General features: G+C 65.2%; 15 protein-coding genes and 6 pseudogenes. 7 read left to right on the forward strand and 14 right to left on the reverse strand.

From position 1 onward, the window contains the following. Positions 1-51: 51 nt before the first annotated feature. From vapC to K9U37_RS03675, 4 genes are read right to left on the reverse strand one after another with little or no spacing between them, the layout of a single operon-like run. Positions 52-456: a type II toxin-antitoxin system VapC family toxin gene (gene vapC, locus K9U37_RS03660; RefSeq protein WP_243070565.1), complete on the reverse strand. Its 405-nt coding sequence runs from the start codon at positions 454-456 to the stop codon at positions 52-54. After that, complete coding sequence (locus tag K9U37_RS03665; protein WP_243070566.1) at positions 456-665, reverse strand: type II toxin-antitoxin system VapB family antitoxin; 210 nt, start codon at positions 663-665, stop codon at positions 456-458. Before K9U37_RS03665 ends, vapC begins: the two co-directional genes overlap by 1 nt. Continuing rightward, complete coding sequence (locus tag K9U37_RS03670; RefSeq protein ID WP_243070567.1) at positions 617-1,795, reverse strand: hypothetical protein; 1,179 nt, start codon at positions 1,793-1,795, stop codon at positions 617-619. The genes K9U37_RS03665 and K9U37_RS03670 overlap by 49 nt, the downstream gene beginning before the upstream one ends. Further along, entirely contained in the window at positions 1,698-3,584 is a 1,887-nt protein-coding gene (locus K9U37_RS03675; protein WP_243070568.1) for an SEC-C metal-binding domain-containing protein, read from the reverse strand. The genes K9U37_RS03670 and K9U37_RS03675 overlap by 98 nt, the downstream gene beginning before the upstream one ends. Before the next feature lie 661 nt (positions 3,585-4,245). Here K9U37_RS03675 and K9U37_RS03680 point away from each other — a divergent pair. After that, positions 4,246-5,487, forward strand: coding sequence for an IS110 family RNA-guided transposase (locus K9U37_RS03680; protein WP_243070569.1), 1,242 nt, complete (start codon positions 4,246-4,248; stop codon positions 5,485-5,487). Positions 5,488-6,088: 601 nt separating this feature from the next. Next, entirely contained in the window at positions 6,089-7,090 is a 1,002-nt protein-coding gene (locus tag K9U37_RS03685; protein WP_243070570.1) for a GAF domain-containing protein, read from the forward strand. On the opposite strand, the gene K9U37_RS03690 is transcribed toward K9U37_RS03685, so the two are convergent. Continuing rightward, positions 7,059-7,226, reverse strand: coding sequence for a hypothetical protein (locus K9U37_RS03690; protein WP_243070571.1), 168 nt, complete (start codon positions 7,224-7,226; stop codon positions 7,059-7,061). The genes K9U37_RS03685 and K9U37_RS03690 overlap by 32 nt on opposite strands. Before the next feature lie 12 nt (positions 7,227-7,238). Here K9U37_RS03690 and K9U37_RS03695 point away from each other — a divergent pair. Next, a pseudogene (locus tag K9U37_RS03695) lies at positions 7,239-7,367 on the forward strand (hypothetical protein); the annotation flags it as partial. Positions 7,368-7,436: 69 nt separating this feature from the next. Here K9U37_RS03695 and K9U37_RS03700 read toward each other — a convergent pair. Both K9U37_RS03700 and K9U37_RS03705 read right to left on the reverse strand, forming a co-directional pair. Continuing rightward, positions 7,437-7,607: a DUF6131 family protein gene (locus tag K9U37_RS03700; RefSeq protein ID WP_243070572.1), complete on the reverse strand. Its 171-nt coding sequence runs from the start codon at positions 7,605-7,607 to the stop codon at positions 7,437-7,439. 116 nt (positions 7,608-7,723) lie between these two features. Continuing rightward, on the reverse strand, positions 7,724-7,900 hold the full coding sequence (locus tag K9U37_RS03705; RefSeq protein ID WP_243070573.1) for a CsbD family protein: 177 nt from the start codon (positions 7,898-7,900) through the stop codon (positions 7,724-7,726). 318 nt (positions 7,901-8,218) lie between these two features. Between K9U37_RS03705 and K9U37_RS03710 the strand changes: the two are divergent. Further along, positions 8,219-8,857, forward strand: a pseudogene (locus tag K9U37_RS03710) (P-type ATPase actuator domain-containing protein); the annotation flags it as partial. 336 nt (positions 8,858-9,193) lie between these two features. Here the strand turns inward: K9U37_RS03710 and K9U37_RS03715 are convergent. Next, positions 9,194-10,351 (reverse strand): IS630 family transposase, encoded by a 1,158-nt coding sequence (locus tag K9U37_RS03715; protein ID WP_243070574.1) that lies wholly within the window; start codon positions 10,349-10,351, stop codon positions 9,194-9,196. Positions 10,352-10,454: 103 nt separating this feature from the next. Between K9U37_RS03715 and K9U37_RS03720 the strand changes: the two genes are divergently transcribed. Both K9U37_RS03720 and K9U37_RS03725 read left to right on the forward strand, forming a co-directional pair. Then, on the forward strand, positions 10,455-10,781 hold the full coding sequence (locus K9U37_RS03720; RefSeq protein WP_243070575.1) for a hypothetical protein: 327 nt from the start codon (positions 10,455-10,457) through the stop codon (positions 10,779-10,781). Positions 10,782-10,823: 42 nt separating this feature from the next. Beyond that, positions 10,824-11,480 (forward strand): S8 family serine peptidase, encoded by a 657-nt coding sequence (locus K9U37_RS03725; protein ID WP_243070576.1) that lies wholly within the window; start codon positions 10,824-10,826, stop codon positions 11,478-11,480. Here the strand turns inward: K9U37_RS03725 and K9U37_RS03730 are convergent. Beyond that, the gene (locus K9U37_RS03730; protein WP_243070577.1) at positions 11,474-12,274 is read right to left on the reverse strand and encodes a transposase family protein; all 801 of its coding nucleotides are present in this window, start codon (positions 12,272-12,274) and stop codon (positions 11,474-11,476) included. The genes K9U37_RS03725 and K9U37_RS03730 overlap by 7 nt on opposite strands. A 945-nt stretch (positions 12,275-13,219) precedes the next feature. Between K9U37_RS03730 and K9U37_RS03735 the strand changes: the two genes are divergently transcribed. Beyond that, positions 13,220-14,290 (forward strand): ISAs1 family transposase, encoded by a 1,071-nt coding sequence (locus tag K9U37_RS03735; protein ID WP_243070578.1) that lies wholly within the window; start codon positions 13,220-13,222, stop codon positions 14,288-14,290. Positions 14,291-14,501: 211 nt separating this feature from the next. On the opposite strand, the pseudogene K9U37_RS03740 reads toward K9U37_RS03735, so the two are convergent. From K9U37_RS03740 to K9U37_RS03760, 5 genes and pseudogenes are all read right to left on the reverse strand, one after another. Then, positions 14,502-14,786 (reverse strand): annotated as a pseudogene (locus tag K9U37_RS03740) (transposase); the annotation flags it as partial. Between the two features lie 20 nt (positions 14,787-14,806). Beyond that, positions 14,807-15,049: pseudogene (locus tag K9U37_RS03745) on the reverse strand (transposase); the annotation flags it as partial. Positions 15,050-15,069: 20 nt separating this feature from the next. Further along, a complete protein-coding gene (locus K9U37_RS03750) occupies positions 15,070-17,478 on the reverse strand; it encodes a putative transposase (RefSeq protein WP_243070580.1) in 2,409 nt (802 codons plus the stop codon). 145 nt (positions 17,479-17,623) lie between these two features. Further along, positions 17,624-18,595 (reverse strand): annotated as a pseudogene (locus tag K9U37_RS03755) (ISAs1 family transposase); the annotation flags it as partial. Positions 18,596-18,739: 144 nt separating this feature from the next. Next, a pseudogene (locus K9U37_RS03760) lies at positions 18,740-19,675 on the reverse strand (ISAs1 family transposase); the annotation flags it as partial. Positions 19,676-19,690 lie beyond the last annotated feature (15 nt).

A 19,690-nucleotide genomic window follows, 5' to 3' on the forward strand; every position in this document is an offset into this window, starting at 1 on the left:
CCCAGGCCGGGGTGCCTGGCAGCGCTGACGCGGTCGGCTGATGCTCCTGCTTCACCGGAATGATTTCGCCTCAAGACCTGTGATCGCCGCGACGACCTCAAAGTCTGCATCGCGGTGAATGATGCTGGCGCCGTGGCGAATCGACAAAGCGGCAATCAGACAGTCATTGATACTTCGAATCGTCTGACCGGCGTGCCGGGCCGCCCGGTAGATCGCCGCAGCACTGCGGAAGTCGACTGCATCATCGATTTTCAGCGAGGGTAGCCCGTTCACCAGCCGCTCGAGCTTCGCGTGCTTGTCGTCGTCGACTGCGCCCGACAAGATCTCCATCGCGACGGGCTCGCACATGACGACCCGATCCGCTTCGGTTGACAGCAGCCGGCGCACCTCGATCGCGGCGGCCGACCCGGTCGCGCGAAGGTATTCGATCCAGGCCGACGTATCGATCAGGATCATCAGAATTCGCTGGGCCGCCCTCGCCGGATGTCGTCAAGGTCAGCGTCCCAACCGATGCCTTCCAGACTCAGAAGAAACTCGCGACTCAACGGGACTCCAACCAGACGCCGTAGGGCCAGGTCAACGGCCTGCTTTTTGGTGGCAACCCCGTATCTTCGCATCACCTGGGCGACGAGCTCGTCATCGATATCAATATTGGTCCGCGACATACACCCATCATACACATTGTATACACTAAAGTGTGCGAAGAACCGCGACGCCGGGGTTGTCGGGTGGGCCGACGAGGGTAGCCCCGTTTACCTGCTCTCCGACTTCCTGCCCTCCCTTTGAAACTCATCGGTACTTCCGGAGCAGATGAATCACATTGTGCCACAGTGTGATAACGATTATTACCGGTAATCTGCCGTATTCGAATCCGCTGTTTTCGGCAATGCGGCGATAGGTGTTGTAACCATCGAGCCCAGCTGTTCTGACCGTGGTTTGATGCCCGGGCGAGCGAGGGCAGGAGCGTCAGCTCAGGCCCAGGGAGGCCCGTAGGCGAGCCTGTGCCGGGTGCACCGGTGTCCTGCGGGAATGAGTCGAGCAGCCGGATCAGGTCGGGGCGCCGGGTGGGGTCGTCGGCGCATTCGCGCGGCGTGTGACCCGCTAGCGCGAGAATCGGCTCGTCGAGCCAGGCCGCCTCGTAGTTGCGGGCCATCTCGTCGAGGGCCGCAGCGATCGCCGGGTCGGAGGCCGGATCGAGGAACGTGGCCGGCGTCGCCGAGTTGCGCGTGGCGAGCCGCCCGACGGCCCGGACGTCGCCGGCGGGTTCGCGGGTCTGGCTCAGCACGCTCACCGACAGGTCCAGCGCGCGAATCGTGGCCAGGACACGCTCGAAGCGGGCCTCGCTGTTGGCGTGGACGTGCAGTTGGTCACCGCTGAGCTCGAGGTGTGCCCGGATCCGCTGCATGCCGTGGGTGACGACGTGTTCGAACCGCACCCGCGTGCCGTCCGGCTCGCCGTCGCCGCGGTCGTAGGCGTCGTCGAGCACCTCGGCCAGCCCGGCCGGGTCACCGACCCGCAGCGTCGCATTGCACATCACCAACGACTCACCCTCGGTGTTCTGCAGCACCGGCGGGGCGAATCGGCGGGACAGCAACGCAACGAGTTCAACAGGGTCCGGGTCGTCATCGAGCAGCGCAATCAGGTCGTCGCGCTCGCCGACCGCCACCGGCTCGATCCCGCCGAAGATCTGCATCGTCTCACCGGCCGGGACGACCCGGGCGAAGTACAGCTCGCCCACCTTCACCTGCCGGCTGCCGGCCCGCTCGCGCACCTCGTGAACGTCGCCGGTACGCACATCGCGCACCGTCATGCCCTCGCCGCGCCGAACGGACACCACCTCGTGCACCGAACGCTCCACGAGCAGCCACTGCCCGGCCAGCAACCGCTCGTCGGCAGGCAGCAACGAGCCGCGCACGGCAAGGAAGTCGGCGAACGCGCCGCCCTCGAACAGCACCGCGTCGCAGGAAAGAGGGTCCTGGACCGCCCGCTCGAGCGCGCCGGGGGAATCCCAGTCGCGCCCGCGCCTGCGCGGTCTCGAGGAGCAGTGGACCGAACGGGCCCTCGAGCAGGTCCGCCCCTGCTTTCTGGTAAAGCCACGCGGCCTGCTCCGCGAGCGGCAGCTGCTCGCGGTGCAGGTGGCACACCTTGTACTTGCGGCCCGAGCCGCACCAGCACGGGTGGTTGCGGCCCAGACCCGGACGCGGCGCCGGTGCGAAATGCTCGAGCAGCGCCACCAGTTCGTGCTCGGCCGTCGCCCCGGCCCGGCGCAGCAGACTCAGGCCGCGCTCGGCATCGCCGCGGTCGCTGGCGTAGCGGGCCAACGACATCAGCGTCACCGGCCACGACGGATCCAGCGATTCTGCGGCGGAGTAAGTCGCCTCGGCCTGCTCGAGGTCACCGAGGCGCTCGTAGGCCTTGGCCCGCAGCCAGCGCAGTGCCGGGCGCGCTACCCGCGGTGCCAGCGGCTCCAGCGACTCAGCAAACAACCCCAACGCGACGTCGCCACGATCCTGCCCAGTGTTCGTCTCGGCCAGCACGGCGGCCGCGACGACTGGCTCAGCCAGGAACTCCAGGGTCGCGCGCACCGTCGTGCGGTCGGGGTTGTGCTCCTGCTCGCCGTTGGACGGCGTCGGGTCCAACCGCGGTGCAAGTTGGGAGACGATGCCGGCGAGTTCTTGGTCGTCGCCGCTGTCCTGAGCAGTCGTCACGGCGTCAACCAGGTCGAGTGTCTGCTCGTAGAGCCGCACCGTTGCCAGCACAGCCAGCGCCTCGTCATCGTGGAGCTGGTAGCGCGCCTTGATCGTCTCGATCCGGCCCACCACGCGCCACGCGCCGAAATCGAAGCCGCCGCACGCAACCCAGTCGCCCTCACAGGCCAGCCCGGCCACCGAAAGCACATCGCCCAGCGGTGCCGCCGGCTCGCGGAACACGCCGTCGTCCCCGGCGCACACCGTCCAGACGGCAACGTCGAGCATCTCGGGCCGATCGGGACGCTCCTCGAGCAGGGCAGCCAGCGCCGCGCCGATGTCGCACGGCGTCAGCTCCGCGACCGCGGCGAGCTCGAACCCGTGCGCGGTGACGCGCAGCCCGACGAGATCACCGGCCGCCACGCCCAGCGCGGCAAACCGCCCGGGCGACAACAACAACGCTCCCTCGCCGTCGACAGCAGTCTCGGGCACGCCGCGTGCGGCGAGGAGGTCGCCGTCGAGGAACGGGGACACGTCCGCGATCGGCGAGCCGTCGGTGAGCCGCTGATAGGTCTCGCACTCGGTCAGCATCGACAGCGGTGCCAGATCGGGACCGAACGCGATGAGGTCGTGCTCGGCCTCCACCGCGCTGAGGCGGTGGGTGAAGATCCTCCCGCCCAGCAGAGCGGGAATCCAGGCCCACCGGTCGTCGGCCAGCGGCATGACCAGCTCGGCGTCCTGGTCAAGAACGTCGGCGAGCAGGCCGTCAGGATCGGGCCCCAGATCGATACCCTCCGCGTCGAGCACCCCCAGCAAGTCGTCCTCGGCCATCGGGCCGCGCACCGAAAGAACCTGCCGCACAGCAGCAACGATCGCCTCACCGGAAGTGCCAGACATTACCCAGACGCTACCGGCCCGCACGCAGCGATCCCGACAATCCACCCGGGTTCACGGCGCATGTGTGTTGGATATCCCTCTGGATTACGGCTATTGAGCCCCCCTCCCTGCGGGTGAGGCACTGGTTTCATTCACACCTTGCCGACATTGCCAATACCTGAGGTCGCATATTCAAACCCGATGGCCGTCTTGGGCGGCGGCGGGAGCGTGACCGCGGACAGCAACTGCTTGGACCAGTACATTCGCGCGCCGCACGGGCATCGGGTAATCGACATCCATTTCGGCCTGCTGCGGCGAGACGACGTGATGTGCGCGGTTGTGGGCCTATCACGTATCAGCAATTCAGGGGCGCTGCGCTGGCCCCTCCGTGGGGACGGAAAATGGTGGCGACCTCACCTGTGCCGATGGTCGACGCCGACTCTGGCGTGATACCGCGTGAAGGGTGCAGGCTTTCCAGGTGTGTGTTGCGGCCAACCCCGATCAGCCTGTGGTGCCGGTGAGCCTGCGTGTCAGCATGGTGGTGGAGGGCATGATCGTCATCCGCGGGGACCGTGGAGTGTTGCCTTCGAGCACGAGTGAGAGATTTCTGTTTTACCCCCGCCCTCCCCGTAACCCACACGCCTGCAATGAAACTGCAATGGGAATGCTGAGGTGATCGGCGATGGAAGTGATACATCCGCGGTGCGCGGGAATAGATATCTCAAAGAGGGACGCCAAAGTCTGCGTCCGGGTCCAAGGCTCTGGGAGCACACCGACATCGGCCACGGTGACGACGTGGGGTGCGATGTCGGGTCAGATCCTGGCGTTGCGTGAGCACCTGCTCGACCAAAGGGTCAACTGTGTGGTGATGGAAGCGACGGGCGATTATTGGAAGCCGTACTTCTACCTCCTCGAAGACACCCTGACGGTGATGCTGGTCAACGCCCACGACGCCCGCAACATGCCGGGCCGCAAGACCGATGTCTCCGATGCTGCCTGGCTGGCCGATTTGGGTGCGCACGGGTTGCTACGCGGATCGCTGGTGCCGCCCCAACCAATCCGGGAACTACGCGATCTCACCCGCGCCCGCACCACCCTGACCCGCGACCGCGCACGGCAGGTGCAGCGCATCGAGAAAGTCCTCGAGGACGCCGGCATCAAACTGTCCTCGGTCGCCACCGACATCATGGGAGTCTCGGGCAGGGCGATGCTGGAGGCCCTCATCGCGGGCCAGTCGGGGCCGGCGGCGATGGCAGATCTGGCCCAACGCCGGATGCGCTCGAAGATCCCGACCCTCACCGAGGCGCTGACCGGCCGGTTCACCCCCCACCACGGATACTTGATCAGGATGCACCTGAATCTGATCGACCAGTACGGGCAGGCGTTAGCCGACCTCGATGACAGGATCGGCGTGGCGGTGACACCTTTAGCGGCGGCCCGGGAACTGCTGACGAGCATCCCGGGCGTCTCAAGGATCGTCGCTGAGGTGCTGCTCGCCGAGACCGGCGCCGACATGAGCGTATTTGCCACCGCCGGGCATCTGGCGTCGTGGGCGGGCACCGCACCCGGATCCAACGAGTCCGCGGGCAAGGTGAAGTCGACCAAAACCCGGCACGGAAACCGGTATTTGAAAGGGGCCCTCGGGACTGCCGCGCTAGCCGCGTCCCGCTCGAAGGGAACCTACCTCTCAGCCAAATACCGGCGTATCGCCGCCCGTCGAGGTCCGATGAAAGCACTTGTTGCACTCGAACATTCCATCCTCGTGGCGGTGTGGAACATGCTCACCAACGGCGAGTTCTACCGTGATCCCGGCGCCGACTACTTCACCCGCCGTATCCCAGCCAAAACCAAGGCACACGCGATCAGTCAGCTCGAATCCCTCGGCTACCGAGTCAGCCTCCAACCCCTCACCAACACCGCATAACAACAACGCGCCAACCTCGATCACCCCACCCGCCACAGCTGGCGAGTCACCCACGCACGCCTCACCAGCTGTGGTCACGTGAATTTTCGTGAGAGAGAGAGAGAACTAAACAAACGAGACAGTATGAGCCGTCCAGAGTCTCCGGAAATGCCGGGACGGCTCACACCCCGATCAAGGAGGAGACGCCGCAACCTTTGCGCGCGGGCGAACTGCTTACGATGAACTCCGCAACCATGGCTGACACCAATGGCCTGAGCGAAGATCGATGCACCGTCGCCTATGCACAGGCGTCAATCGTCAATTAGGTCTACCGTTTGCATTGTCGCCCCAGCCCCTGGAGGCGCGATTGTGGCGGTGCACGTGAGTGAGGACGACTCGGCATTTGCCGATTTGGGACGCCGTTCCCTGACAAGCAGCATCCAAGGCCAGCTCGACGAGCTACTCAGTGCCCGCGACCAGATGGAAAAACTGCTCCGGGTCATCGTCGGTCTCGCATCAGACCTCAACCTGGACGCGACCCTGCACCGGATCGTGACCGCCGCCCATCGAACTGACCGGGGCCGGATACGGCGCACTGGGCGTACTGGGAGCCGACGGCACCTTGGTCTCGTTCCTGCACTCCGGCATGGATGACGCGACCGTGGCCCGGATCGGACACCTGCCGGTCGGCAAAGGCGTACTGGGTGTGCTGCTCGACGAACCCCGACCCCTGCGGCTCGACGACCTGAACGCACACCCGGCTGCGGTCGGATTTCCCGAACATCACCCGCCGATGCGGGCACTACTCGGCGTGCCCATCACCATCAGACAGAAGATGTTCGGCAGCCTCTACTTGACCGAACCGACAGCGCGGCAAGCCTTCACTGGCTCCGACGAAGTCGTGGCGCGCGCCTTGGCGTCGGCGGCGGCGGTCGCCATCGACAACGCCCGCTTGTTCGAGCAGACCCGCGCCACGGCGACATGGGTGCAAGCCAGTCGCGCGATGACCTCGGCGCTGACCGATGCCGATCCGGTGGCGCAGCCGCTGCGTTTGATCGCCGAACGCGCCTGCGAGCTGACCCAGGCCGAGCAGGCCATCGTGCTCGTCCCCAAGGATGCCGACCTGCCCGCAGATCAGGTCGAGACCCTGGTCGTCTCGGCCGCCGTCGGATTGTGGGCCGAGGAACTGTTGGGCCAGGAGAAACCGGTACACGGGTCCACATCCGGTGAAGTGTTCCGCTCCGGCATACCGATCACCACCGAGTCGTTCCACCACCCCATCCAAGCGTTCACCGACGTCGGCCAACGACCCGCAATCGTCATGCCGCTTCGCGCCCAAAACACAGTGCTCGGCGTCCTGGCCGTGGCCCGCAATGAGAGCCAACCACCCTTCGACGCCCGCCATCTCGAGCTGATGAGCGACTTCGCAGACCACGCCGCAGTAGCACTGACCTTGGCCGCCACCCGCGAACAGGCCCGCGAGTTGACGATCATCGCCGACCGAGACCGCATCGCCCACGACCTGCACGACCACGTCATCCAGCGACTCTTCGCGGTGGGCATGAACCTGCAGGGGACCATCGCCCGCTCGTTCACCCGAGATCATCAAACGCCTCAACCGTGACGTCGATGACCTGCAGACCACCATCGAAGAGATTCGCCACACGATCTTTGCCCTGCACGCCACCGGAACCACGAGCGACCTTCGTCAACAGGTGCACACCGCCATCACCGAACTCACCGACGACCGCGACATCCAAACGACAGTGCGCATGTCTGGACCGCTGAGCGCCATCAACGAGCACCTCGCCGAACAGGCGCTCCCCGTCATCATCGAGGCCGTGAGCAATGCGGTGCGCCATTCCGGGGCGCAGCACCTCACCGTAGAAATCCACGTCGCCGACGAGCTACGGATCGACGTCACCGACGACGGCTGCGGCATTGACCCCACCAACGCCCGCCACAGCGGACTAGTACCAGTAGCGTCTGCCGCCGACATTCCGCCCTGTTGCGCCGAGGATCAGCAGGATGGCCCCGACAACGACGAGGATCCAGCCGATGACGATGGCGATTTGGTCGATTGATGCGGGTAGGGGTGCGAGGTAGCCGACGAGCAGCAAGATGATTCCAACGACGATCATGGGTTCCGGTCCTTTGCAATGCGCTGAATGGTGTCATTAGTTAGCATCCGGTGGGGTGCTGCAAACGATCCACGGGTGAGATCCCGCGTCACCCGACTTACCTGCCGACGCGGCATTTACTTCTTTTTGAAGGCGTCCTTAATTTTCTCGCCGGCGTCTTTGAGGTTGGACTTCGTCTGGTCGCGCTTGCCCTCATTTTCAGTGCTCTGGTCGCCGGTGACCTTGCCGACCGCTTCCTTGACCTTGCCGCCAAGCTCGTCGAGCTTGTTTTTCGCCTTATCCTCAGTGCTCATAGTGTCTGCCCTCCCTGGTGTGGGAATCGACCTAGGGCGGTCGAAACCTCAGCCCGAGGTTAACGACGCGAGCCCGGAGCGCATCAGGGCCAAAAGACCCTGTCGCGTGATCACGCCACGGGAACGTGGAACCCGTCGATGGATAGTCGAGAGTTCCTCGCCCAGAATCAGTTTGCCCGCACGTGTCACTGGCGTGAACACCAGGTGCTCGTGGCGGGAGTTGTTCGACGGGGATACAGTTCGCTCGGCGAGGAGGACAACTCGTTGTGCGACGCCACGCATTTCGTCAACCGATTCCTCGGGAGCCCTGCTATGTCTATGACGCCGAAGGCGCCGGCTCCGGCGCTGCCCGATCGGCTGACCGCGGTGCGGGTCGCGGCGGCCCCGGTTGATGAGGTCTTGGGCTTGCTCGACGCTTCCGCGCAGGGATTGTCCAGTGCGGAAGTGTCCGCCCGACGGGGGCGCTACGGCCCGAATGCCGTTCGGACCCATTCTGTCAACGCGTTCGCGGTGCTGGGGCGTCAGCTGCGCAGCGCCGTGCTCATCCTGTTGGCGGCAACGGCCGTCGTTTCGTACTTCCTGGGCGACAGCATCCAAGCGATCATCATCGGGGTGATCCTGGCGGCAAGCATCGGTCTGGGTTTCATCAACGAGTACCGGGCCGAACGGGCTGCCGCTGCCCTGCACTCCGGGGTGCGCCACACCGCGGTCGCGCGCCGCGACGGAGCCTTCGTCGCCGTCGATGTCACCGAACTCGTCCCCGGTGATGTGATCCGGCTGTCACTCGGCGAGGTCGTACCGGCGGACCTGCGATTGATCGAGGCCACCGGCCTGGAATGCAACGAAAGCATCCTGACCGGGGAATCGATGGGCTCGGAGAAGTCTTCCCAACCGGTGCCTGCGGACGCCGAATTGGCCGAATGCACCGATCTGGCGTTCATGGGAACGATCGTCAGCGGCTCGGCCTGTGTTAGTTCGCCCCGTGCTGGTTCCATCGGACGAGACAGCCGATCGGACGGAGGAATTGCCATCCAACGAGCTGGTACCAGATCTGATGTGGCGGATATTCCGCGAATTGTTCGAGGACGGCCCGAGCGGGCCCGCCGCGGCACCCTCCGTTGCTATCGTCAACATCTCAGTAGGTGACCCCGCGGTGCCCTTCGAGACCGTCCTGTCTTCTTGGGCACGCATGCTCGACTGGTTGAGCTACGAATATGGTGTTCTCGTCGTAATTTCCGCAGGAAATCATGGCAAGCTGACACTAAGTGGTCGCGCCCGTAAGTTCCTCGGGGGTCAGGCTGCGCGGGGCTGGGCGGGGTCGTGCTTGGGTGTGTGGTTGTCGAGCCTGTTGAGAAGGTCGTCGAGGTCGATGGTTGTGAACTTCCATATGAACGGGCGGGCGGTGTGGTTGTAGCGCTCTTCGAATCGGGCGAGGCGGTAGATGACCTCGTCGAGTTCGGTGAAGTCGTTGGGCGAGACCACTTTCCGTTGCACGATGGAGAAGTAGATCTCGATCTGGTTGAGCCAGGACGCGTGCACGGGGGTGTGCGCCATGATGGCGTTCGGGTGTTGGGCGGCGAGTCGGTCGACGGCTTTCTGCCCGCGGTGGGAGGAGCCGTTGTCCACGATCCAGAACACCCGCTCGGCGGAGGCGTAGGGCTCGCAGGTCATGACCTGCTCGACGAGGCGGCTGAACGGTTCGATGCCGGTGGTGTCCTCGCAGCGGCCGAACACCCGGGCACGGTGCACGTCGTAGGCGGCCAGGTAGGCGACCGCGCCGCCGCGGTCATAGTCGTGGTTGACCCGCATCGCCCGCGCCGCGCCGGGGGCCAGGGTGGGGTGGCAGCGGCAGCGGGCCTGGATGGAGGTCTTCTCGTCGGCGGAAATCACGTAGTCGTTGGGCCCCAACGGTTTCCCGTCCCAGGTTCGGGCGTACAGGTCGAGCACCTGGGATGCCTTGGCCTCGAAGTCGGGGTCGGTGATGAAGATCCACGACCGGTACTGCCAGGGTTTGATCGCGTCCTCGGACAGCCACCGGCGCACCGTTGTCGGCGAGATCGACGCGCACACCCCGTCGCTGACGGCGTGGCGGGCCAACTCCGGGCACGACCACCGCGCCAGCGGCAGCCCCGCCTCCCGGGGCGGGGTGCAGGCGATCGCCTTCACCCGCGCGACCTGCACTGCGGTGAACTTCGGCGGGCGGCCGGACCGTTTCGCGTCGCCCAGCGACGCCACCCCGGGTGCGGCGCGCCAGCGGCCACGCCACTTGCGCACGGTGTCCTCGCCTACTGCCAGTAACCGCGCGATCGCCGCGTTGGAGTGCCCGTCGGCGGCGGCGAGCACGATCTTGGCCCGGATCACCATGCGCTGCTCGGTGCGGCCGGCCCGGATCAGGCGTTTGAGTTCCCGTCGCTGCGAGCCGGTCAAGTTGATGCGGTCGGCGGGTGGCATGTCGTCTGCTCCACGAGGCGAAGATTCACAATTGCCACTTGAGCCTCATTCATCACGTGCGTTTCATTGCTCAGCGACACGCGATCGGGCACGATCGCTGACTATGGCCGCACCGCCCGCATCAACGAAAACGTCGCTGCAGCAACGGCTGACTGCGCACGCCCACGAACGGTGGCCCCAGCTCGACGGCGTCGACGTGCGCTTTCGCGGTGTCTTCGCCTACGTCAGCGCACGCCTGCCCGACGGCGACCGCCTACCGCTCATGCGGCTGCGCTACGGCGGATCAGCCGCCCGCTGGGGCTTCGCGATCTACCTCGCCAGCAAGGACGGCTACGAAGACTCGATTCTGCCGACCGGGTTCACCGCCGGCGCCCCCGAAGACGCACTCGACACAGCCTGCGGCCTCTACCTCGACGACCCGACCGCCTAAACCTGACCCCCGACGAACTTACGAGCGAGACCACTAAGTCCAATGGTGTCAACCGATCTCACGGGAGCGGTGGGAACTAACCGGCGCCAGGTACTACTGGAAGCGATCGATCGTCGACAGAGTGAGCGGAGGCTGCTTGCTCCGGCGGAATCTGTCAACGCAATCACCGTGGGTGCCACTCACGAAGATGGTTCGAACGCAGTCGCGCAGGGTTACCTCGTCGACCCGGCGGACGGATACCCGAGTATCAGCCCCGTGACCGCGACGGGAAGTGGATATCGCCGCAGCATCAAGCCGGACGTAATGGCCCAGGGTGGTCGAGCGTTCTATGTTGACGGTGCAACAGCCCAAGAAGTGATCACGCTACGTGGCCTCTCGCCTCTCGGCCCCGGACTCAAGGTGGCGACTCCGCCGGGGCTCAATGAAACTCATGTAGCAGGAACAAGTTTCGCTGCAGCATTCGTATCGCGACAGGCTGCACGCCTTCACGATGTCGTCGAGGAAGTCGCGGCGGGAACCTCCCTAACTCGCCGCCAGCGAGCGGCGGCGATAAAGGCATTGCTGGTGCATGGCACTGCGTGGCCGCCCGATCTAGCCTACGATCCCCTATCCCCGGAGATCGCCATCGGAAATGGCGTCGTATCACGGGACTACGCCGACGGATGTGCCAGTAACGAGGCAGTGAGGTTTTCTCAGTAGTTTCCCCTCTGGAGAGTTGATAGGACGATTGCGGCGGCAACAATCTGGCCAATTCTGGTTGGGCACAGTCTGATTCGCCGAAGACACCGCCAGCGTTGCTTGAGTTCGGCATTGGCGCGTTCCCCGATTGCCCGAATCGCGGTGAGCAGCGTGTTGTAGCTGCGATTGTCAACGGCGAGGTCGCGGCCCTTGATCGGGCTGTGCACCCCGATCCCGGCCCCTTGGTAGCCCTTGTCGGTCAAGGTCGGCAGACCGTCGGCGGCGGCCTTGTACAGCGCGCCCAGACAGTGCGCGCGGGCAGCGGTGATGTCATGCACGCTGCCCGGTTCGACCTCGCTGGACCACACCGGGAACCCGCGCGGGTCGGCGAGGATCTGCACGTTGCCGCCCTGGGTCTTGTGCTTACCCGAGTACCACAGGTGATGACCGGCCTCGGCGCGCTCGTTCACCCGGTCGATCTCGATCAGCGTCCCGTCCAGCGTCAGACGCGACCGACCCTGCCCCTTCGCCCGGTCGAGCACGTCGTGCAGGTCGGGTGCCTGCTCGGCAATCACGTCGATCGCCTCGTGCAGATACCGGTAGCAGGTGGAGATCGGCAGCCCGGCCTCGAAGGCCAGCAGTCGGATCGGGGCGTCGTCGCCGAACCAGCGCAGCACCAGCTTGGCCTGCGTGCGCACCGTGCCCGCGCGTCGCCCGGCGCGGGTGCCGATCTCGCGCCGGTGCGCGTGCAGCAACGTAGTCACATGAAGCAGGGTTTCCTCGGGGACGTCGCAGATGGCAGAGTAGGTGAACACGTGGGGTCCTCTTGCAGCGGAACGGCTTTCTTGGTCGAAACCGATCCTTGAGCAGGGACCCCACGTCTTGCTCTCACGACACGCCGGAAACTCCAGTCACACCAGCCTTACGCGCCCCAAGTGAGAAAACCTCAGTGATCCTCTACCTCGGCTCAATTGGGGCAGCAGAAGAGCAAGCGCTGTTGTTTCGTTGCCTGACGGGCTTAATGTTCGCGAGACTAAACGGATCGATGCGACCCTTGCTTGGCTTACGCCAGTCAACTGGCGCAGCCGCCAGTACCGTTGCGCAAGTTTATCTTTCGTCACACCGGGTGGTGCTATCCCAACGCTTGGTACGCCAGCTGGCCATCCATCGGCCGTGACCACTCGCGGCGCAGCAACCGTACAGCACCAAACATGGGAACTCGAAAAGACATTCGCTTCAGGTCAAGGAAGCGATATGAACATTCGGGTGAAGTGTTATGAACAAGCTGGCGGACTTGGTGGACGCACTGTGGACTTTGCCGTAGCAGTCTCACTGTGGGTAGCCCCGACTATCAACGTCGACGTCTACAGCCAAGTCCGTGACCAGGTCGCTGCGCGCGTGGCGGTACGACCTCAATGAAGCACGCTGACCGGGCCTAAGTTCGCAGTTGCTGCACTCTCCTAGGAAATGAAGCGCTTCGTGAGACAAACCGCGCCGCCTCCGTCGTGAGACAAATTGAAAATCTCCAGGTCAGCGTTGCGGGCAGATGCAGCCGAACGTCAGGGTGCCGGAAAGGTTGATGCGCGGCTCTTTGACCTTGGGATTTATCGCCGTGTGATCGGCGTGGCTGCTGTGGCGGGTGTGACCAACGGGTTTGGATGCAGGTTGCGAAGCCATCCATCCGAACTCGAGGTCACACCCGCGTGCCATCTTCCCCGACACTGCCCGCCGATACGAACACGACGCGCCACCAACGACTGTTGGCAGCCCTGCAGACAGTGCCCGACCCACGCGACCGGCGTGGGGTGCGTTACCCGTTGGCCGGGGTGCTTGCGCTCGCAGTCACCGCCACCATGGCCGGGTGCCGCTCGTTCGCGGCGATCGGTCAGTGGGCCGCAGAGACCGCAGCCGACAAGCTGGCCTCCTTCGGACTCCCCAGCGGTAGCGCTCCCGACGAGTCGACATTGAGGAAACTGTTCGCCCGCCTCGATGCCGACGCCCTCGACCGGGCGCTGGGCCTGTGGATGTGGACGCGGACCTTCACCGTTGATCGGCGCCGGGTGATTGCCTTGGACGGCAAGACGGTCCGAGGCGCGCGTACCCGCCCTGACGGTAAGGCGCCGCACCTCCTCGCCGCATTCGACCATGATGCCGGCGTCGTCCTCGGACAGGTCGCTGTCGATGTGAAAAGCAACGAAATCCCCGCCGCCCGAACACTATTGGGATCTCTCGAACTTGACGGCGTGGTGGTGACTCTCGATGCGATGCACACCCAGACCGATACCGCTACAGCCATCACCGCAGCCGGCGGCGACTACGTGTTCACGGTGAAGGCGAACATGCCCACCCTGCACCACAAGCTCAAGAAGCTGCCGTGGAAGGACATCCCCGCCCACACGGCCAGGGCCACCGACCGTGGCCGGCGGGTCACCCGCACAATCAAGGTCGCCGATGTTCCCGACTGGATCGACTTTCCCGGCGCAGCCCAGGTCGCCCAACTTCGCCGCACCGTCACCGACAAAGGAACCAAAACCGTCGAGGTCGTCTACCTGATCACCTCCGCACGTCACACCGCCGCGCCGCCGCAGCGACTCGCCACCTGGGTGCAAGGCCACTGGGGCATAGAAAACCGCCTCCACTGGGTTCGAGACGTAACCTTCGACGAGGACGCCTCACAGGTACGTACCGGGCAGGCGCCACGGGTGATGGCCACCTGCCGCAACCTCGCGATCAGCATGCTGCGCATCGCCGGGTGGGACAACATCGCCGCCGGCCTACGCCACCACGCCAGACACCCAGACCACGCCCTCACACTGGTCCTGACCTCATGAAACCCGACAATTCCGGCACCCTGAGCCGAACGTGAGAACCTACAATTGTTGTCGGTTCTCATTTCTGATGACATAAATCTCATCGTCGTGTCATCTCGATGGCATAAATGACAGGAACTTGAGATTCTGATTAGTCGTTCTAAGCGTTTCTCTCGAGCCGTTTCTCCCGGTGAATCGATCGACTCGTGGCTCAGGGCTCCGGCGTTGTTGATTAGCATGCCTGTGAGCTGGGGATATGTGGATTCGTGAAGAGTTGCAGGGCGTTGTTGCTGCTGAATGCCGTTGTGCGGCAGGCTTCGGCAATGTTGGTGGCTCCGGCGAGGCGGTGCAGATTCATGGCGGTGTTACGTAGAGCGGCCATGGTTTGGGGCGCGGTGCCGGTGCGCACGGTCGAGCGGTCCTCGTCGTAACTGACATCACGTACCCAGTGCACCGAATTCTCGATGCCCCAGTGCCGGCGCAGCCAGGAGGCGATCAGCTTGGGTGGGGCCTGTTCCAGGGCTCCGGCGTTGTTGATTAGCATGCCTGTGAGCTGGGGATATGTGGATTCGTGAAGAGTTGCAGGGCGTTGTTGCTGCTGAATGCCGTTGTGCGGCAGGCTTCGGCAATGTTGGTGGCTCCGGCGAGGCGGTGCAGATTCATGGCGGTGTTACGTAGAGCGGCCATGGTTTGGGGCGCGGTGCCGGTGCGCACGGTCGAGCGGTCCTCGTCGTAACTGACATCACGTACCCAGTGCACCGAATTCTCGATGCCCCAGTGCCCAGGACTCCGGACATGGCTCAAGAATTGGTGTGCGGTCGTCGGTGGGATTTGATGCTGTAGCGCAGGGTCAGGTCGGTGCCGGGGTAGACGGTGTTGGTGTCGTTGAGGGCTTGGCAGAGTTCGTCGATGGCGGCGGTGTGGCGGGGCGCGGGTAGCGGGTCGAGGCGGATGTGCAGGGTGTTGGTGTCGTGGTCGGGGATGATGTCGCCGGAGCCGGCCAGTGCGGTGCGGATCAGGGTGTGCGCTTCGTCGTCACCGCGGGTGTAGCCGGTGTCGGTGAGGATCGCCCGGGCCAGCGATTGTGCGGTGTTGAACGCGGCGATGCGGATGGCATGGTGGATCAGCTTGGTTTCGGTGTCGAGGACCTGCTGGCCGGGGTGGATGTAGGCGAGCGGCAACCGGGCGGGGATCGCCTGGTGGGCGGCCTGTGCCGCCTGGAGCGCGGTGTGGGCGGTGTGGGCGTCGGTGTTGATGGTGTTGATCATCGCGTTGGTGAGCACGGTAGTGGTTCCCGGCGGCGGCGTCGACGCGGTCAACAGTTCACGATCCCGGGTGGTTTCGGCCAAATGCAATGCCCGCCTAGCCTTTTCGACCTGCTGGTAGGCGAGCTTCTTGGCCGGGTTGGGCACCATCCGGCCCGGGTCGTCCTGGCCGGCGCGGTAGCTGTCGTGGGAGTCGAGGTCGAAATGCATGCGGGCGTAGCGGTAGTGGTTCTCCTGACGCCAGCGCGATCCCATCCGGTAGCGGATCTGCGCGGCCGGCAGGTCGCGCCGGGTGGTCAGGATGTGCATCTGGCGGGTTCGGGCGCGATCGTGCAGGCTGATCTGGCGCATCGCGAACACCTCACCGGCGCGGGACCCGTCGGTGATGGGCAACTCGACGGGGGTGTCGGCCAGCGCCCAGGTGTGGGTGCGGCCGAGTTCGTCGATATGGGAGTGCTCGGCGAACTGGTGCTCGTCGAGGTCGGCGATCGGGCCTTTGCGCCAGGTCAAGGTGTCGAACCCGGCCGCGTGCAGGTCGGCGAACAACGCCGGTGACCAGCCGCCGCGGTCGAACCCGACCAGCACCCGGCGCTCATCGCCGACCATGGCGCGCAACTCGGGGATCAACCGGCGCAGCTCGGCGGCCAGCGAGGCGCCCGGTTCGGCCATCACCACCAGCAGCGGATCCCCCGCGGCGTCGGCCACCCAGGTTTCCACCGTCGCCGGGGCGGGGAACTTCAACCGCGGCACATGGGTTTTGGCGATCTTGCGGGTGCCCTGATAGGCGCGGACATGCCCGTCGACATACAGCACCGCCGCCTGCTCGGGCCGGTCCTCGACATGACGGGCGGCCATCGCGGCGATCCAGTCGCCGGCCCGACCCGCTTCGGCGAGCAGCCCGATCTTGCGGCGGATCGTCTTGACCTCCGGGGCCCGGTCCAAACCCAACACCCGCCCCAACGCGGGCGGGTCGATCCGGGCGGCGCCCTCGGCGCGAGCCTCGCCCAACAGGGCGCGGAACACCCCCTCGCACAACATCGCATCCAGCGAATAGAACCCGTTGGGCAACCCGCCGTAGACGGTGTGCGCGCACTCGAGCAGCCCCGTCGCGGCCAGCGCGGGCAGCGCGAGTAACACCCCGGCCAGCGGGGCCCGCCCGCACGGCGTGAACACCGGTGGCGCGTACGGGATCAACCCGAACCGCGCCAACGCGCGCTCCCCGCAGCGGTCGACCGGATCAGCCAACACCGGCACCTCGGTGTTGGCAGCAGCAGCGCCAGTGTCGGTGACCGGCACATCGGACATCATTGCCGGGCAATCCTGCTCGGCTTCCACCTCGATCTCGACCTCGGCTTCCACCTCGATCTCGACCTCGGGTTCGACCGCGATCTGCGGTTCCGACAGCAGGTGAGCATCCGAACCCGTTGAGGCGCCAGGCTCTTCGGTGTCGGTGTCGGTGTCGGTGTCGGTGTCGGTGTCGGTGTCGGTGTCGGTGTCGGTGTCGGTGAGCGCGTTGCGGACGCTACCCGCCGACACCCCGGTCGCCGCGGCGATGGCGCGGTAGGACGCCCCACCGTCGCGTAACCGGCGGATCGCGGCGACGGTGTCGGCGGTCAGTTTCGACTTGCGTTTGGGGCCCTTGCGTTCGCCGAGCAGCCCGGCCATACCGCCGTCGGTGAGCCGGGCCTCCCAGCGCCGCACCGTGGCCGGTGTCACCGCGAACGCCTCGGCGACCTGCAGCTGGGTGGCCGCCTTGATCCGCATCAGCGACACCGCCGCGAACCGGCGCCCCGCGGCGTCACCGGCGTCCCACGCGTAGACCAGATTGCCGTGCACGAACACCCGGCCACCGTCATCGTCCTCGACGATCGCCGCGGCCGTGCCGACCGGGCGCGCATCCTCGGGCACCAGCGGCAGGGGCGGCTGCACGGTCATCACGGTCATCGTCCACCACCCCCCGTAATCGCGCGAAATAGCTATTTCTATTATTAATCATAGAAGCCAAAGTCGTGCGCCGACACACCGAGAAATCCGCAGATCAGAGCACTAAATTACCGACCGGAACACAGGCCCTATGTCAGGAGTCCTGGTGCCGGCGCAGCCAGGAGGCGATCAGCTTGGGTGGGGCCTGTTCGAACGCAACACTGCAGATGGCATAGACAGTCTCGATCGAGCGAACACCGGTGGCAGTCACGACCCGTTCACGGGTGACCTCGGCGATCTGCTTGGCGTAGGGAAACCCGATTCCGCGGGATGCGGTCAGTGTCTTGAGTGTTCGTGTTTCAATGCGGCCGTGACCGCGTTCGGACGGCTCGGCGAAGGTAACTGGCACCTGCGCCCACGGCATGGCCTTGATGCGGGCCAGCAGGCTGGGCTGATTCGACTTCACCGTCATCAGGTAGTGGGATTTCAGGGTGCTGCAGATCAGCTTGGCGGTCTTGGTCTGGGTATGCATTGCGTCGATGGTCACCAGGAGCCGGACGTGCCCAAACAGTCTGAGTAGCGCACGGACGCAGGGTATTTCGTTGCTCTTGTCCGCGACGGCGAGCTGCCCGAGCACCAGCCGGGCGTGATGGGCGAACACCGACACCACATGGACCGCCGCCGCTCCGGCGCGGCGTGCTCCTCGCAACGTCTTGCCATCCAGCGCCACCACCAACAGCGCGTCGCCGGCGGCGGACTGCGCGACAGCCAGCGCGGTGAAGTATGCACCGAGGCGGCGGTCCAGGTCGGCGGCATCCAGACGCGACAGTACGGTCCGAAACGTCTTCTCGCTCGGGCGTCGATACCGAATACCCAACTGCGCGAGAACATCCTGCGGTGCACTCGCTGCCCACGTGGCGAACCCCGCGTAGGAGCGCATGCCGGCCGCCGTAGCCAGGATCGCCACCGCCAACAGCGCCATCAATGAGTACCTCACGCCACGTGCATCACGTGGATCAGGAACCTGCGCCAGCACGTCCAACAGCTCGGTGCGCAGCACACGGACGCGTTCGCCGGATTGCCAGCGAGCCAACGCCTCGGTGATCGAGTCCACGGGTGATACTGACAGGGCAGGCACGGGCAACTCCGAGTGATCGATGAGGTCTGAGCAACTCCATCGTCCTCGGACCGCCCGTGCCTGCTCACCAGCCTCGACGGCGTGTCACCGAATAACCATCAGCCCAGGTCACGGACCCGTAAATCAACAACGCCGGAGCCCTGGGGCCTGTTCGAACGCAACACTGCAGATGGCATAGACAGTCTCGATCGAGCGAACACCGGTGGCAGTCACGACCCGTTCACGGGTGACCTCGGCGATCTGCTTGGCGTAGGGAAACCCGATTCCGCGGGATGCGGTCAGTGTCTTGAGTGTTCGTGTTTCAATGCGGCCGTGACCGCGTTCGGACGGCTCGGCGAAGGTAACTGGCACCTGCGCCCACGGCATGGCCTTGATGCGGGCCAGCAGGCTGGGCTGATTCGACTTCACCGTCATCAGGTAGTGGGATTTCAGGGTGCTGCAGATCAGCTTGGCGGTCTTGGTCTGGGTATGCATTGCGTCGATGGTCACCAGGAGCCGGACGTGCCCAAACAGTCTGAGTAGCGCACGGACGCAGGGTATTTCGTTGCTCTTGTCCGCGACGGCGAGCTGCCCGAGCACCAGCCGGGCGTGATGGGCGAACACCGACACCACATGGACCGCCGCCGCTCCGGCGCGGCGTGCTCCTCGCAACGTCTTGCCATCCAGCGCCACCACCAACAGCGCGTCGCCGGCGGCGGACTGCGCGACAGCCAGCGCGGTGAAGTATGCACCGAGGCGGCGGTCCAGGTCGGCGGCATCCAGACGCGACAGTACGGTCCGAAACGTCTTCTCGCTCGGGCGTCGATACCGAATACCCAACTGCGCGAGAACATCCTGCGGTGCACTCGCTGCCCACGTGGCGAACCCCGCGTAGGAGCGCATGCCGGCCGCCGTAGCCAGGATCGCCACCGCCAACAGCGCCATCAATGAGTACCTCACGCCACGTGCATCACGTGGATCAGGAACCTGCGCCAGCACGTCCAACAGCTCGGTGCGCAGCACACGGACGCGTTCGCCGGATTGCCAGCGAGCCAACGCCTCGGTGATCGAGTCCACGGGTGATACTGACAGGGCAGGCACGGGCAACTCCGAGTG

The organism is Candidatus Mycolicibacterium alkanivorans, assembly GCF_022760805.1.
GTDB classification, from domain to species: Bacteria; Actinomycetota; Actinomycetes; order Mycobacteriales; family Mycobacteriaceae; genus Mycobacterium; species Mycobacterium alkanivorans.